The 15,810-nt window shown below is 56.6% G+C and carries 14 protein-coding genes; all 14 read left to right on the top strand.

Annotated elements, in window-relative coordinates:
• The first annotated feature begins 247 nt into the window (after nt 1-247).
• The 14 genes from ACJMKX_RS09065 to hflC all read left to right on the top strand — a co-directional run bounded on the left by ACJMKX_RS09065 (nt 248) and on the right by hflC (nt 15,796).
• Nucleotides 248-1,051, top strand: coding sequence for a sulfotransferase family protein (locus ACJMKX_RS09065; protein WP_405223954.1), 804 nt, complete (start codon nt 248-250; stop codon nt 1,049-1,051).
• 31 nt (nt 1,052-1,082) lie between these two features.
• Nucleotides 1,083-2,228: a hypothetical protein gene (locus ACJMKX_RS09060; protein WP_405223953.1), complete on the top strand. Its 1,146-nt coding sequence runs from the start codon at nt 1,083-1,085 to the stop codon at nt 2,226-2,228.
• A gap of 52 nt (nt 2,229-2,280) precedes the next feature.
• Complete coding sequence (locus tag ACJMKX_RS09055; RefSeq protein WP_405223951.1) at nt 2,281-3,093, top strand: sulfotransferase domain-containing protein; 813 nt, start codon at nt 2,281-2,283, stop codon at nt 3,091-3,093.
• 130 nt (nt 3,094-3,223) lie between these two features.
• Nucleotides 3,224-4,303: a hypothetical protein gene (locus tag ACJMKX_RS09050; protein ID WP_405223949.1), complete on the top strand. Its 1,080-nt coding sequence runs from the start codon at nt 3,224-3,226 to the stop codon at nt 4,301-4,303.
• Entirely contained in the window at nt 4,293-5,201 is a 909-nt protein-coding gene (locus tag ACJMKX_RS09045) for a glycosyltransferase family 2 protein (RefSeq protein ID WP_405223947.1), read from the top strand. Before ACJMKX_RS09050 ends, ACJMKX_RS09045 begins: the two co-directional genes overlap by 11 nt.
• A 198-nt stretch (nt 5,202-5,399) precedes the next feature.
• The gene (locus ACJMKX_RS09040; RefSeq protein WP_405223945.1) at nt 5,400-6,164 is read left to right on the top strand and encodes a glycosyltransferase family 2 protein; all 765 of its coding nucleotides are present in this window, start codon (nt 5,400-5,402) and stop codon (nt 6,162-6,164) included.
• Between the two features lie 131 nt (nt 6,165-6,295).
• A complete protein-coding gene (locus ACJMKX_RS09035) occupies nt 6,296-6,946 on the top strand; it encodes a class I SAM-dependent methyltransferase (RefSeq protein WP_405223943.1) in 651 nt (216 codons plus the stop codon).
• A 930-nt stretch (nt 6,947-7,876) separates the two neighbouring features.
• On the top strand, nt 7,877-9,256 hold the full coding sequence (locus ACJMKX_RS09030) for a UDP-glucose dehydrogenase family protein (RefSeq protein WP_405223941.1): 1,380 nt from the start codon (nt 7,877-7,879) through the stop codon (nt 9,254-9,256).
• Nucleotides 9,257-9,281: 25 nt separating this feature from the next.
• The gene (gmd, locus tag ACJMKX_RS09025) at nt 9,282-10,367 is read left to right on the top strand and encodes a GDP-mannose 4,6-dehydratase (protein ID WP_405223939.1); all 1,086 of its coding nucleotides are present in this window, start codon (nt 9,282-9,284) and stop codon (nt 10,365-10,367) included.
• On the top strand, nt 10,360-11,295 hold the full coding sequence (locus tag ACJMKX_RS09020; RefSeq protein WP_405223937.1) for a GDP-L-fucose synthase family protein: 936 nt from the start codon (nt 10,360-10,362) through the stop codon (nt 11,293-11,295). Before gmd ends, ACJMKX_RS09020 begins: the two co-directional genes overlap by 8 nt.
• The gene (locus ACJMKX_RS09015; RefSeq protein ID WP_405223935.1) at nt 11,292-12,371 is read left to right on the top strand and encodes a mannose-1-phosphate guanylyltransferase/mannose-6-phosphate isomerase; all 1,080 of its coding nucleotides are present in this window, start codon (nt 11,292-11,294) and stop codon (nt 12,369-12,371) included. The genes ACJMKX_RS09020 and ACJMKX_RS09015 overlap by 4 nt, the downstream gene beginning before the upstream one ends.
• 226 nt (nt 12,372-12,597) lie before the next feature.
• Entirely contained in the window at nt 12,598-13,662 is a 1,065-nt protein-coding gene (locus ACJMKX_RS09010) for a hypothetical protein (protein WP_405223933.1), read from the top strand.
• A gap of 122 nt (nt 13,663-13,784) precedes the next feature.
• Nucleotides 13,785-14,852 carry an FtsH protease activity modulator HflK gene (gene hflK, locus ACJMKX_RS09005; protein ID WP_405223931.1) on the top strand — a complete coding sequence of 356 codons (1,068 nt, stop codon included), beginning with the start codon at nt 13,785-13,787 and terminating at the stop codon, nt 14,850-14,852.
• The gene (gene hflC, locus ACJMKX_RS09000) at nt 14,849-15,796 is read left to right on the top strand and encodes a protease modulator HflC (RefSeq protein ID WP_405223929.1); all 948 of its coding nucleotides are present in this window, start codon (nt 14,849-14,851) and stop codon (nt 15,794-15,796) included. Before hflK ends, hflC begins: the two co-directional genes overlap by 4 nt.
• The last annotated feature ends 14 nt before the right edge of the window (nt 15,797-15,810 follow it).

Raw genomic sequence — 15,810 nt, 5'->3', positions numbered from 1 at the left:
AACCAACCGTGCTGCGGGCCAGCGAAATGCACTAGCTTACTGCGGTAGGAGAGGCTCCTCAATTGACCGATATAGGCTTTTAGAAACGTTGCGGCCTTGGTTATGGGGTAATCGGGCCTAGCATCAGGGAAAATCGCGATATTCATGCATGGAGGCCGCTTTGGGGTCTACTCAAGGTGATGTACTCACGCTGAGTTATACCTCATAAACCCACGCTTGTTTCTGAAACTGACGCGGATGATTCGTAATGCGAGCATTAATTAATTCAGTGCCGAAATCCGGCACGAACATGCTTCACAAAGCTCTCGAGTTGCTTGGATACAGATATGCGCAGCTTGGAATCGCCGACACGCTGTTAAGCGGCCGGTTTCAACTCGTACGTAAGCTCATTCGAAATAACCCGTTGGATCGAACGAAGATCGATATCGGAATGTATCGTCAAACATGCATTGGGAAAAAGTGGATAGAAAGTAAACTTGGTGGGCTGAACGATGGGGAGTTCATAACAGGGCATGCAGGCTATAGTTCGGAGTTCGCGGATCTTCTGGAAGCAAAGCACGTCGTGCCGATACTAGTGGTACGAGATCCGCGAGATGTATTGCTGTCGCACTTGGATTATTTTCCACGTCGGCGCGATATCTTTCTGGGTCGAGCACTGACCGGATACCCGCAATTCGATCTAAATATCGTTCTCAACGGTCTTCGTGACGACAGAGAGATCATCCATTCGTTCCGCCGTGCTTACGAGCGATTCCTCCCCTGGTCGGAGCGGTTTCCGAACAACGTGTTCCGCTTTGAAGACCTTGTCGGCCCAAATGGAGGTGGAACATATGAAGGTCAGTGGTCGCAGATCGAACGTATTGCGAAACTTCTAGGAGATAGCGTAACGGAGCAGGATATCGAATCGGTGGCTTCAAGGCTCTTTGGTGGTACCCCTACGTTCTCGAAAGGTCAGGCGAATAAATGGAAGGGCGATAGTCTATTTCGAGAGAATGAGGCCAATTTTCGAAGGTCGATGGGTGATGTTCTGGCCGCTTTAGGTTATCAGTAACGTGTAGGAATTATGGCTTGAGAAGTCCTAAGTGACGGTTTCGAGAAGAATTGCGGTTGGTTTTCTAGCGCAAGGTATCGGTGTCGTTGGTCAACTGATTTTTGCCTGGGTTGCGGTCACGCATCACCAGCCGGAGAATGCAAAATCAACTGTTGAGGCAATCGTATTAGCATCTATCTTTTCAACGATCTCGCGCTTGGGAATAGACAATTTCTTTATATCCCGATTTCGACATCGGCGTTTATTTTCAACGTTGTTAGCACTTTTCTACGGTGTGGCTTTGGCAGTGGCGATCTCTGGTGTGTTGCTGGTGGTTGCTGTCGCATTCGCGAGTGTGTTGCATGATGCTACCAAGTTTTTCGCCATCGCTCCGTTAACAGTAGCGTTATCAATCAATACGGTATCAACGAACTTTCTGATCGTAAGGGATCGCGCGCCTATTGCGCTGCTTCTTAGGGGTAACGTGGTTTTCTTCACGGCGGCAATTCTGTTGCTTCTTAATGCCGGTAGTACGTGGATCATTTGGCTTTGTACGCTCTCTGCTCTGATCCCTGGTGCAGTAATTCTCCTTAGTGGTTATGCGGATGCTAGGTCCATAAGACGAATTGCTAGTGCACGATACTTTCTCCGGTGGACAAGAGCGTATATCTACGCGGGAAGGGGCGGTATTCTGTTCGGGATCTTAAGTAATGTGTGGGCTAATTGGATCTATATTCTCGCGAACCTGGAGTTTCTCCGCGTTGAGGAACTGCTTGCAAATTTGATGCAGCGAGTAATAAACGGGTTTGGTGTTATCGCGCGCATGTTCTTCGCTGTGGACCCGTACGCTCTGAAGCAGGGCGCCGTGTACGCGGGCCTTGTCTCGATATCGCTCTTGTCTCTTGTCCTCCCAATTTTCCTCCCGCTTCCTGGAGGTGCTACAAGTGTAATGGTGCTCGTGGGAATAGTGCTGGGGCTTTTTCAACTTGCTCGCGTGCGCCTTTACGAGGCGAGGAGATATCAAGTGCTTTCACTGCAAGTCTTCGCTTTACTATTGAGTACGCTTTGGCTGGCTAGGGACAGCCAAACGCTATTGGTAGCGGTGGGGGCGGGGGCATTGATCGGTGTGAGTATTGACTTGGTAACGCATGAGCCATCGGTCTATGGACGCTTGCTTCACAAGCGCAGTGGTCGGTGACAACGCCGGCCGCCCTCTTGCTCACGCGGAGCGAGGCTAGGATGGGGGGGCGATGCTGGCGTGTGGTAGGAAACCAACTATCCAAAGGGTATCGAAGAGACTGGCTATGCTAATTGTATGCAATGGTGTGTATAAGTCGGGCTCGACATGGATCTTTACGATGCTCGTCGATCTTATCGATCAAAAGGAGTTACCAGAAGATTGGGAGGCGGCACGGCACCCCCGTAACATCAACTTATTCCACGATCCTCAAGGAATATTCGATGCGGCGCGGGAGCTGCATCTTGTCGCAAAGATACACAGTTATGATCGGGACTGGCTTCGGTTCCTGATTGACAAGGGTGCACGAGTTGTCGTTACTCGGCGCTCTCGAGTCGACACTCTCCTCAGCCATTATCACCATTTCTCTAACGAAAAATTCCGCCTTCCGTTTGTATTGTATGCGATGACGATTGGCCTTCTTAAATCGATTGAAATCGTGCTGTACGAGAGTGTTGCAACGCAGCCTGAATTCGCGCACTGCGTAATCGCTTATGAGGACATGCGCACTGACCCCCGCGCGGCCTTAATGACCGTGGTAGAGAAGTTGGGGATTGGTGCGACTGAAGAAAGGATCTCCACTGTGGCAATAGAGGCGAATATGCGAAGCCGCGCCTTTGCCGAAAAATTTCCCGGGCGCGAGGATCGCGACTGGTTTTTTAGGCGCGATAGAAAAGCCACAACGGCTGTTCAGCGTAGCTTGGCCGGCATAGCGGTAAAGGTAGCTGAGGCTCTGATCGGGGTTGGACTCTTACGTCGGGCAGCATACTGGGTAGCAATGCGGGATCCTCGCAGAAATCAGTCCTCGTTTGCGCGAGAGAGATGAATTGACGGTGCCTACTACGATAGATGGCCCCCGGAATTCACTGGAAATCGCTCTCCTGTGGCTCGTGCTTTGTGTGTATGCGGTGTCGGGTGACCCAACGCCCGAGACAATATCAGCGACTGAGGTCGTAATGGCGGCGGGGCTAATGCTCGCCGTCTTTTCATCATCTTTGAAGCAGATAGACTTTGGGCCTGAGCCATGGTTTGCACTGTTCTTTTTGGTGGCAATGTTGATTGGGTTATCAGGTGCTCCGCAAAATGGCGAGACACAGATTCTGCGTGATCTCGTCGCGCACTGCTTCTTGGGAGTTGGAGTGCTCTTGGGGCGAAGTATGTCCGGTCGGACAATTGACTGGTTATTGTGCTGGATAGCGATTCTTGGGGGAATTATAGCGCTGCGCTTTCTGATTATCGCGGGCTTCAGTTTGCAGGCCGTCGGAGAAGAGACGCGCTTTACTTTCGATCAGTTCCTCAAACTGAATACCGATCCTTTCGTGACCTTTAGTGCCGCGTACGGCTGGTGCGCACTGCTCGATCGACGTCAAGTGGCTTGGTGGAGGGGCGCGTTGTTTCTTGCAGGGGTCGTGTCAACTGCCGCGATCAGTGTGTCGGCGCTTCGCGCGCCAATGGCAATAGTCGCTGTGGTTGTGGTGGTAGCTATCTGGCGGGCATTGGCGGAGAGTCGGCCTGTCTATAGAGTGTTCCTCTTGGCCGTACTTTCTTTGATCTTTTTGCCGATGGTGCCTCTTATAGAGATAGCGATCACCAATTTCTCGGAGAAAATGGTCTACGCTGGATCATCTGAGAAGTTTCGTGAAATGTTATATGTCTTCAAGGATAGCGCATCGCGATTTCCAGAGGTTCTAACTGGGGACGGGTTCGGGGCGATGATTGATGTTGGGGGGCGGGAACTTCCATTTACCCACAGCATCTTCAGCTACTACCTAGCGAAATCGGGTTTCTTACCGGTAGTGATTCTAGCGATCTACTTGGTGAGTATCTCGTTTAGGGCCCTGTTGCGGGGATTACTCGCGAATCCGGTTGATCTGTGCATATATTTGATTCTCTTGTACGGGTTCTTCTTGAATCCTCATTACAAGTACTTAACCTTCGGTGTGTTGATATCGCTTTTTCACTACAGACTGCAAGCTATTTCGCGTAGCGTTGCCCCACTTCGGCCGGCGACAGGAGGAGGTGACAATGCGCGGTGATAGGATTACTGCCCTGATTCTAACGCTCAACGAGGAACTGCATCTCGAGCGGTGTATTTTGAGTGTTAGATCGTGTGTAGACGAGGTGGTGGTAGTGGACAGTTACTCTACGGATAAGACGATAGAGATCGCACGACGCTGTGGTGCCCGGGTGGTCCAGCATAAGTGGGTTAATTATGCCACTCAATTTAACTGGGGGTTAACCTGCTTAGCGGACAGCACAGGATGGGTTCTGAGAATAGATGCGGATGAGTACATAGACGGAACGCTTTCGAGCGAGATCAAGGCGAGAGTGTCGACCCTTCCGGAAGATATCGATGGGGTCTACCTCGCGAGACGGATGAAATTTCAAGGCAAGAGAATTAAATATGGTGGCGTCTTTCCCATTAAAGTGATACGAATCTTCCGTTTAGGGCGTGGCCGGTGCGAAGAACGGTGGATGGATGAGCATATTAAAGTATCTGGTAAGACAGTGGAGTTAGAAGGTGAGCTATTAGATGACAACCTTAACTCATTGAGTTGGTGGATCGATAAGCACAACAGCTACGCTAGTCGGGAAGCAGTAGATCTGTTGAATCTGGAGTTTGCATTTCTGCCTTTCGATACTGTGGCTAAATCGAGAGGGGCTGGCCAAGATGCGCGCAAGCGATGGGTGAAGGAATCCGTGTATTCGAGGCTGCCGTTAGGGGCAAGAGCGCTGCTCTACTTCGTTTACAGATATTTTCTACGTGCTGGGTTCCTAGATGGGCGTGAGGGGACCTCGTTTCATTTCTTACAGGGATTCTGGTACAGATATCTGGTGGATGCGAAGGTCGCTGAAGTGCGTCGCTGTATGGAAGAGGATGGAGTTGATGCTCTCACAGCCATAAGAAAGAAGCTGGGGATCGAGGTGAAGTGAGTCCCATACGTTTCAGTAACATATCCAATCTTCGCGCTGACGCTATCGCGCGGTTCAAAAAGCGAGTTTGGTATTTCTCTGCAGACGGTAACAATTTTCCGTGAAAGCGCCGGTAAGTGCACAGCTATTGTCGGTTATCTGCACGAACGATACGGGCGAAGCAGTATCGCGATTGAACCTTCTGGGCAAAATCGGCCTATGAAAATCTCTATCATAACAGCGGTTTACAATCGCAAAGCGACAATAGCGCATGCAATCGAGAGTTGCGGGAGCCAGTCATTTTCGAACATTGAGCACATAATCCAAGATGGGGGGTCGACAGACGGGACACTGGAGCTCGCGAGAGCGTTGGCGGGCCCGGGAGTCAAGGTATATAGCGAGGCTGATAAAGGCATTTATGACGCGTTAAACAAGGGTATTCAACGTGCGACTGGGGATGTAATTGGTCTCTTGCACTCAGATGATTTCTTTGCATCCGAATCGGTGATAGAGAAGGTTGCATCTATTCTAGAGAGATCTGAGGCAGATGGTGTGTACGGGGACTTACAGTATGTGTCTTCACATGAGCCGCACAGCGTTATTCGAAACTGGCGAGCGGGTGAGTATAACCCGAGTAATCTGTCACGCGGGTGGATGCCGCCGCATCCTACGCTCTATTTGAAGCGGGAAGTCTTCGAGAGATGGGGTCTGTATGACACGTCTTTCCGTATAGCGGCGGATTACGATGCGATACTGAGATGGCTAGGGATTGGGAAGATTTCCCTAGTTTATATAAGGGAAGTCCTGGTCAAGATGCGCCTGGGTGGCGAGAGCAATAGGTCGCTGTATCATCTGATTAGGAAGAGCAGTGAAGACTATCGGGCGCTGCGTCAGAACCAGATTGGAGGAGCGAGGGCGCTGTTTCTCAAGAACGTCAGTAAACTCGGGCAGTTTTTCCATTGGTCTACTGGCAAAGATAGATAGACCAGAACCGATAACGATGCTGGGCTTTGACTTCGGGCCCACTGGTATCCGTACCACCTTGAATCTAATTGAGTGTCTCTCGCCGCGAGCAAAGCTCAGGCTAATTGAGGTCTCATACCGAGGAATTTTGCATGAAGGATATAGAGGAAATATCCGGTTACAGTCATCCGGACGCAGGTCATGCATCGGCTCATACTTACCTCTTGCCTACGGTCCTTAAAGAGTTGCAGTATTCTTGGGCAGTGCTAAAGGGAAATGGGCAACGGCCTAGACTCTTCGATGTTGGTTGTGGGAACGGCAGCATTGCAGCACGGTTGGCGGAGGAAGGATGGCATGTTGCCGGTATAGATCCATCTCGTGAGGGGATCTCGCAAGCCAATAGGAGTTTTCCAAGCTTAAGCCTTGAGAGGGGCTCTGCTTATGACGACCTAGCGGGGATGTACGGCACGTTTCCCGTAGTGATAAGTCTAGAGGTCGTTGAGCATCTGTATTCTCCAAGGGAGTACGCTAGGACAGTTTACGACTTGCTCGAGGTGGGAGGCAGAGCCATATTGTCGACGCCCTACCACGGCTACTGGAAGAACTTAGCCTTGGCGATCACGGGCAAAATGGACGATCACTTTACGGCGTTATGGGATCATGGGCATATCAAGTTCTGGTCGATTCAGACTTTATCCGCTCTGCTTGAAGAGGCCGGATTATCCAATTTAAAATTTTATCGTGTGGGGCGCATTCCTCCCTTGGCTAAATCTATGATTGTCGTGGCTGAAAAACATGCCTAGATCGCGCGAGTAAAGGGTGTACTGATGGGGTGGGCAAGATGTGTTGCGCGCGTCAACGCTACCCGATTCGGCGTTTGCGAGGATGGCAAAGAGGTATAGATTTGGCCATTCTTTCCTTAGCTTTGGCGAAGCACCATCAAGAGGTCTCCCGAACTGTATACTTAATGGGGTCCAGTTAACCTGGTACCGTGTCTGGGCCAAGAGAAGATCGCCTAGATGCGACACGGAGTCCATATTAAGGGGGGGCGATACGATGCGATGGAGGATCTTCCGTAGCAGTAAGACGAGTGCCCAAGATAGCCTCCCGCCGCAGAGCGACAAAATTGACACTTGGGAAGTTGCCCCTTGATGAGAAGTTCTCGAGTTTTTTTAAGGTTTGTGACTCGCTGGGCATCGACCAGCGCTAGAGGACTTGTGTTAATGCCGGAGTAACAATGCAAGGCGAAATCGCTTTCTACAGTGGCATATCGCGTATCTAACGCAATTCTCCTTTGGTTTTTCCTTATGTCCTTCCTTGCGGATTTGGCCTAAAGCCTGACGGTGTTTTTGGGGTGGGCAATGCCCTATCTATTCTCACATATCTACACGCTGTAATACTGGATTGACAGCGATTATCGGAACTCCGCTTGTTTTCGTGAAGGGACAGGTTGGTTGCGGTGATGATGGCCTGCCGAAGTGGTTCTGCTCCAGCATGGAAATCTGCTCCTGATCGGTACTGCTTCTGCTTCATCGCTGAATCCCCTAGGCTTTAGACGTAGGAATCTTCGGGGCGATCCCGCATTTCTCACGGCCGACATGTGAGGGTGTGCATGGAATTGTGTCGATTTTCCAAAGTGAGAAGGAGGTCTGGTCCAGCGGTGCACTAAAGGGATAGGATTTTACGCTTTCCACAGACCATGCAGTGCAATCCTGCGTTTTTTGGCAGCTATTATGAGACTTACAATTTTCGGCTCTGGCTACGTGGGCCTAGTCACCGGTGCCTGCATGGCGGAGATGGGCAACCACGTGGTCTGCGTGGATATCGACGAGGACAAGATCAAGCGCCTGAACAAGGGCGAGCTCCCGATCTACGAGCCAGGACTGGAGCCACTGGTGGAGCGCAACATCGAGGCAGGCCGCCTCGATTTCACCACGGACATTGAGAAAGGCGTCGACCACGGCACGTTCCAGTTCATCGCCGTAGGAACGCCGCCGGACGAAGACGGGTCGGCGGATCTCAAGCACGTGCTGGCTGTGGCCGAGAGTATTGGCGAGCACATGAACGAGTACCGTATCATCGTGGATAAGTCTACGGTGCCGGTCGGCACGGCTGACAAGATCCGCGAGCGTGTCTCGCAGGTGCTCGCCAAGCGCGGGGTGCCGCTGGAGTTCGATGTAGTATCGAATCCAGAGTTCCTGAAAGAGGGCGCCGCGGTCAATGACTTCATGAAGCCGGACCGCATCGTCGTGGGCGCTGACAATCCTCGTACAACTGAACTACTGAGGGTTCTTTATGAGCCATTCACTCGCCAGCATGATCGGCTGATTGCCATGGACGTGCGCTCGGCGGAGCTGACTAAGTACGCGGCTAACGCTATCCTTGCTACGAAAATCAGCTTCATGAACGAACTCGCCAATCTCGCCGAGCGATTCGACGCGGACATCGAGCAGGTGCGCATCGGCATAGGCTCGGATCCGCGCATTGGTTACCAGTTCATCTATCCTGGCATAGGCTATGGAGGCTCGTGCTTTCCGAAAGACGTACAGGCGCTCGCCCGGTCCGCGACTGCGGTAGGCTATGATGCCGAGTTGCTCAATGCTGTGGAGTCGGTAAACAACCGACAGAAGCGTCGCTTGTTCGAGAAAATCCTGGAACACTATGATGGGGACCTGGACGGTAAGACGTTTGCCCTCTGGGGCCTCGCATTCAAGCCGAAGACAGACGATATGCGCGAGGCGCCCAGCCGTGTCCTAATGGAAGCGCTCTGGGACGCGGGCGCGGCGGTCCGCGCGTACGATCCGGTTGCGATGGAGGAGGCGGAGCGCATCTACGGTAAGCGCGATGATCTCGTCTTCTGCGAATCGTCCATGGAGGCGCTGGAAGGCGCTGATGCGCTGACCATCGTCACAGAGTGGCAGGAGTTCCGCAGTCCGGATTACGACTCCATCAAGGACAAGCTCACACAACCGGTAATTTTCGACGGTCGTAACCTGTACGAGCCGCACTTGATGGAGCACATGGGCTTCACCTACTACGCCATTGGTCGCGGGCATATTCCTGGCCGCGAGGAGCGTATCGCACATCCGAAGCGTCGGCGGGGCGATGGATAGACGACCACCAATACAGAAGAGCGACATGGGCAAGACGGCACTGATTACCGGCGTCACCGGCCAGGATGGCGCGTACCTGGCAGAGTTCCTCCTGAAAAAGGGTTACGAGGTCCATGGCGTTAAACGGAGGGCCTCCTCCTTCAATACAGACCGCATCGACCACCTCTACCAGGATCCCCATGAGCCGAATCCGCAGCTGATCCTGCACTACGGCGACCTGACGGATTCGACGAATCTGATCCGAATCATCCAGCAGGTACAGCCGGATGAGATTTACAATCTTGCAGCCCAAAGCCATGTCGCCGTGTCATTCGAGACGCCGGAATACACGGCAAATGCGGATGCCGTAGGATGCCTCCGTATCCTGGAAGCGATCCGGATTCTGGGCATGGAGGAGAAGACTCGCTTCTATCAGGCCTCGACGTCGGAGTTGTATGGGCTGGTACAGGAGACTCCCCAGACCGAGACCACGCCGTTCTATCCGCGCTCGCCCTACGCTGTTGCCAAGCTCTACGCCTACTGGATCACGGTAAACTACCGTGAGGCTTACGGGCTCTACGCCTGCAACGGCATTCTGTTCAACCACGAATCGCCCATTCGTGGAGAGACCTTCGTGACCCGGAAGATCACTCGCGCTCTGGCCCGTATCAAGACGGGACTTCAGGACTGCCTGTATCTCGGTAATCTCGATGCGCTGCGTGATTGGGGGCACGCCCGCGATTACGTCGAGATGCAGTGGCTCATGCTTCAACAGGAACAGCCGGAGGACTTCGTGATCGCGACGGGTGAGCAGCACTCGGTGAGAGAGTTTGTGGAGCTAGCTGCGGCTGAACTGGGAATCACTGTCAGCTGGCAGGGCGAGGGCGTGGAGGAGCATGGGGTGGACGCCGATGGCAATGTCATCGTCCGTATCGATCCCCGTTACTTCCGGCCTACGGAGGTGGAGACGCTGCTCGGCGATCCCACCAAGGCGAAAGAGAAGCTCGGCTGGACGCCGAAGATCAGATTCAGGGAACTGGTGAGCGAGATGGTGGAGTCGGATCTCGAGATTGCCGGGCGGGATGCGCTGATCCAGCGCGAGGGCTATCGGGCCTTCAATTATCATGAATAGGGGTGACCGCATCTTCGTGGCCGGCCATCGCGGGCTGGTCGGGTCGGCCGTGGTGCGCGAACTTGAGCGACAGGGTTACGAGAACCTTGTTCTGAAGACCCGCAGCGAGGTCGATTTGACCAGCGGCGATGCCGTACGGGAATTCCTGGAGACCAAGCGTCCCACCGTGGTCATCGATGCGGCGGCCAAGGTGGGCGGAATTCTGGCCAACGACACATATCCTGCCGATTTCATCCGCGACAATTTGCGGATTCAGACGAATCTCATCCAGTACTCGTACGAGGCGGGCGTCGATAAGTTTGTCTTCCTGGGTTCTTCCTGTATTTACCCGAAGATGGCGCCTCAGCCGATGAGCGAGGATACGCTGCTGACCGGTCCTCTGGAGTCGACGAACGAGTGGTATGCGGTGGCAAAGATTGCCGGCATCAAGATGTGCCAGGCCTATCGAAAGCAGTACGGCTTTGATGCCATCTCCTTGATGCCGACTAATCTGTACGGTCCTGGCGACAATTTCGATTTGCAGACCTCTCACGTGCTGCCAGCGCTGATCCGCAAGTTCCACGAGGCGAAGCAGCGCGGTGACGCTGCAGTGCCGATCTGGGGCACGGGCGATCCGCGGCGGGAGTTTCTGTACGTGGATGACCTCGCTAATGCAGTTGTATTTCTCGCGGAGACATACAGTAATCCGGAGATCGTGAATATCGGAGTGGGAGAGGATATCCCCATCGGCGATCTTGCAGAGCTCGTGGCGGATGTCGTCGGGTTCGATGGCTCGCTCGAGTACGATACCTCAAAGCCGGACGGTACTCCGCGGAAACTGCTCGACGTATCCAGACTGCACAGCCTGGGTTGGGAGGCGAAATGGTCGCTTCGCGCCGGGATAGGCGCGACCTACGAGTGGTATCGGGAGCACGGGGGTGCCGCTTGATCATCCCCGTCATCCTCTGCGGCGGCTCCGGCACTCGCCTCTGGCCGGCGTCTCGCGCAGGGAATCCGAAGCAGCTTCTCCGCCTGACCGGCGAACGCTCCCTGCTGCAGGAAACGTTGCGTCGCCTGGAAGGATTGGGTGACGCCTGTGAGTCACCGATCGTCGTCTGCAACGAGCAGCACCGATTCGCCGTAGGCGAGCAGCTGACAGAGGTACTTGGGACTGAAGCTGCATCCGCTGCCTCGATGGTGCTGGAGCCGGCGGGCAGGAACACGGCACCGGCGGCGGCTCTCGCAGCCTTGCTGGCCGAGGTTGTCCACCCCGACGAAAACCCGTTGCTGCTCATCCTGCCCGCAGACCACATGATTACGAATCCGCAGGCCTTCCTCGCCGCGGTTCGCACGGCGTTGCCGACGGCCGAGGCCGGCAATCTGCTGACCTTCGGTGTGGTACCGGATCATCCCAACACGGGCTACGGCTACATTCAGGCGAAGCCAGAAGGCAATGGCGCGGTGCCGGTTGCCTCTTTCGAGGAAAAGCCGGATGCCGCCACTGCCGAGCGCTATGTAGCCGGCGGCGAGCATTTCTGGAACAGCGGCATGTTTTTCTTCCCTGTTCGGGAGCTGCTGGCTGAGCTGGAAATCCACGCACCGGAGATCCTGGCCGCCTGCCGCCGCGCAGTAGACGGTCGGGAGGAGGGCGACTTCGTCCGACTCGACGCCGAGGCCTTCGATGCCTGCCCGTCGGACTCCATCGACTACGCGCTTATGGAGAAAACGACGCGCGCGATGATGGTGCCGCTGGATGCCGGCTGGAGCGACGTGGGCAACTGGTCGGCGCTGCACGATGTGGCCGATAAGGACGGCGACGGTAATTCGCTGTTCGGCGATGTCATTGCCGAAGGTTGCCGGGATACCTACGTGAGCGCCGGCAGCCGGCTGGTGGCCGCGGTGGGGCTGGACGGCTTCGTGGTCGTGGAGACCGCAGACGCGGTGATGGTGCTGCCGAAGGAGCGCGCCCAGGACGTGAAGAAGATCGTGGAGTGGCTGAAAGAGCAGCGGCGGTCGGAGATCTGATCGACTACGTGATTTTTGTGATCTAAGTAGTTGTTTTTTTCATAATCCGGGGTACCATGTGCGCCAAGACCCACATACGGTCTTTTTAGTCGTGACACCGTGGCGACTAAGAGCACAATAAAGCATCGGTAAGAGCGTCGAAAAGCCTGCAAGGGTTGGGGTTAACGGACTAATCGATTTAGTCGCTTTGGGTTTTCGCTGCTGACCACAAGGGAAGTGTCTGCCGATGGCTGACGGAATGCCTTTTTCCGCCGTACTGGCGTTTTCCATAACGATTCTCTTTCTCCTCGCGCTGCGGCCGGTCGCGGTCGCCGTCCACCTCATCGATACGCCTGGCGGCCGGAAATCCCATATCGGGGATGTGCCGGTCATCGGCGGTCTGGCGATGTTCGCGGGGCTCACTTTCACCCTCCCGTTCTTGTGGTCCGCAGAACCCAGCGTTCCCGGTTTCTTCTACCTCGCGGCACTGCTGCTGGTGGTCGTTGGCTCTATCGATGACCGCTTCGACCTGCCGGCCGCGGCCCGGCTCATCGGCCAGGCGTGTGCTGCGCTGATCGCGGTGTACGGCGCCGGCATCCTCGTTGCGGACATCGGCGACCCGCTGTTCGCCGGCGTCATCGAACTGGGTCCGTTCTCGCTCGTGTTCACGGTGCTGGTGATTGTCACCGTCATCAACGCCTTCAACATGCTGGACGGCATGGACGGGCTGGCAGGCTCGGTGACGCTCATGGCGCTGGTGGGCTGTCTGCTGGTCGGGTTCAACACGGCATGGCAGTCGCTGATCCTGGTGCTGTGCGCCGCCATCGCGGCTTTCCTGGTGTTCAATTTCCCGATGAAGGGGAACCGGCGTGTTCGCACCTTCATGGGCGATGCGGGCAGCACGGTGCTCGGTTTCGCGGTGGCCTTCGTGGTCATCGGGCTGTCCCAGGGTGAAGGACGGGTCATGTCGCCGGTGGTGGGGCTGTGGTTCGCCGCGCTGCCGCTATTCGATCTCTTCGGCAGCATGTTTCGGCGGATTTTGAAGGGGCAGTCGCCTTTCCGCGCGGACTCCGAGCACATCCACCACATCCTGCAGCGTATGGGTCTGTCCACCCGCGGCTGCCTGACAGTCATGGCCGGCGCGTCGGCCCTGGGCGTTGCCATCGGCTACGGCGGGCACGTTCTCGGCGTCGCGGACGGTTTGCTCTTCGCGCTCTGGGTTGCTTTCGGCGCCGCGCACTTCCTGGTGATGCGGCGTGCGTGGCGGATCAGCCGGTTCATTCGTCGCACGCAGGCGGTGTCGCGAGGGTAGGACGAGCCTCTGTAGGAGCGGCTTTAGCCGCGATCCCCTGCCCAGTCGGGCCTGAAGGCCCTCCTACATCTCTCCTCCCAAAACCCGTACACTCTGCCCCCTGATTCCACAGGGAGCTCCCCATGATCCGAGTGGTCGACTCGAACGGCAAGGGACGCGGCGGCGACGGGCCCGCCGACATCAGCGACATCATCAACCGCCTGAAATCCGCGGGCGGCGGCGGTGGCGGCGGGCCGTCGGCGCAGCCGATCATCATCGGCATCGTCGTCCTGCTGCTGGCCTGGGGGGCGATGACCTCGTTCTACACCGTGCAGCCCGAGCAGCGCGCGGTGGTGAAACGCTTCGGCGACGTCATCGGTATTTCCGATCCGGGTCTCCACTTCAAGCTGCCCTTCGGCATCGACCAGACCCAGTTCGTGGCCACCGAGCGGGTGCTGAAGCAGGAGTTCGGGTTCCGAACCCAGGAGGTGCGGGACCAGGGCACCACCCGCTACAGCCAGGCGGATTTCGAGAACGAGTCCGCGATGCTCACCGGCGATCTCAACATCATCAACGTCGAGTGGGTGGTGCAGTACCGCATCAACGACCCCATCAAGTTCCTGTACGAGCTGCGCGAGCCCACCCGCACGCTGCGTGACATCTCCGAGTCGGTGATGCGCCGGGTGGTGGGCAACCGGCTGGGCTCGGATGTGCTGACCGTCGGGCGCGTGGATATCCAGTCCCAGGGCCGCGACGAGATCCAGGAGATCATGGACCGCTACGACTCCGGCATCTACATCATTACGGTGGAGCTGCAGGACGTGGTGCCGCCGCGCGCGGTGCAGCCGGCGTTCAACGAGGTGAACGAGGCGCGCCAGGAGCGCGAGCGCATGATCAACGAGGCGCAGAAGCGGGTGAACCAGGAGATTCCGCGGGCCGAGGGCGCCGCCATCCGCACCGTCGCGGTGGCGGAAGGCTATGCCACCGAGCGGGTGAACCGGGCGCTCGGCGAGAGCGTGCGTTTCACCGCGGTGCTGGACGAGTATCGCGACGCGCCGGAGGTGACGCGCTCGCGGCTGTATCTGGAGACGCTGAACGAGGTGCTGCCGACCATCGGCCAGGTGCTGGTGGTGCAGGACGAGCAGGTGGGCCCGCTGCCGCTGCTCGACGTGAACCGCAACCGCGCGCCGCGCACGGGAGGTGACGAATGAAGACCGTGATTGCAGCAGGTGCGGTGCTCGTACTCGCCCTGGCCGGCATTACCATGCTCTACATCGTGGACGAGGCCGAGCAGGCCATCATCGTGCAGTTCGGCGAGCCCATCGGCGACGTCGTCACCGAGCCGGGCATGCACGTGAAGATGCCCTGGCAGAACGTGCGCTATTTCGACAAGCGTCTGCTGAGCTGGGACGGCGACGTCACCCAGATCCCGACGCTGGGCCGCGAGTTCATCCTGGTGGACACGACGGCGCGCTGGCGCATCGCCGACCCGCTCCAGTTCCTGAGGAGCGTGCGCGACGAGCTCGGCGCCCGCACCCGGCTGGACGATATCGTGGACTCCGTCGTGCGCGACATGGTGTCCTCCACCCAGCTGGAGGAGATCATCCGCTCGCGGGACTGGGAAGTGGACATGGAGGCGCTGGAGGACGATGACCCGGCACTCGCCCAGCGCGACGACGTGGACCTGCAGCAGAAGCCGAAACTCGGCCGCGAGCTGCTGGAGCAGGAGATCCTCACCCGCGCCCGGCGGCTGATGCCGGAGCTCGGCATCGAGCTGGCGGACGTGCGCGTGAAGCGCGTGAATTACATCGAGTCCGTCCGCCGCCAGGTGGAGGCCCGCATGATCGCCGAGCGCCAGTCGATTGCGGAACGCTTCCGCGCGGAAGGCCAGGGCCGCGCCCAGGAGATACTCGGCGAGATGCAGCGCGAGCTGCAGCGCATCCAGTCCGAGGCCGCCCGCGAGGCCGAGGAGATCCGCGGCAACGCCGACGCCGAAGCCACCCGCATCTACGGCGAAGCCTTCGGCGCGGACCCGGAGTTCTACGCCTTCTTCCGCACCCTGGAGAGCTACCGCGCGCTGGGCCCGAACAGCACGCTGATGCTGAAAGCGGACTCGGACTTCTTCCGCTACCTGGAGGAATCCCAGGCGCGCTGATGATGTAGGAGGGC

This window comes from Lentisalinibacter sediminis (genome assembly GCF_040706615.1).
Classification (GTDB): Bacteria; Pseudomonadota; Gammaproteobacteria; order Steroidobacterales; family Woeseiaceae; genus Lentisalinibacter; species Lentisalinibacter sediminis.
The sequence above is the reverse complement of the archived record's forward strand: the minus strand, read 5'-3'. Positions and strand labels throughout refer to the sequence as shown.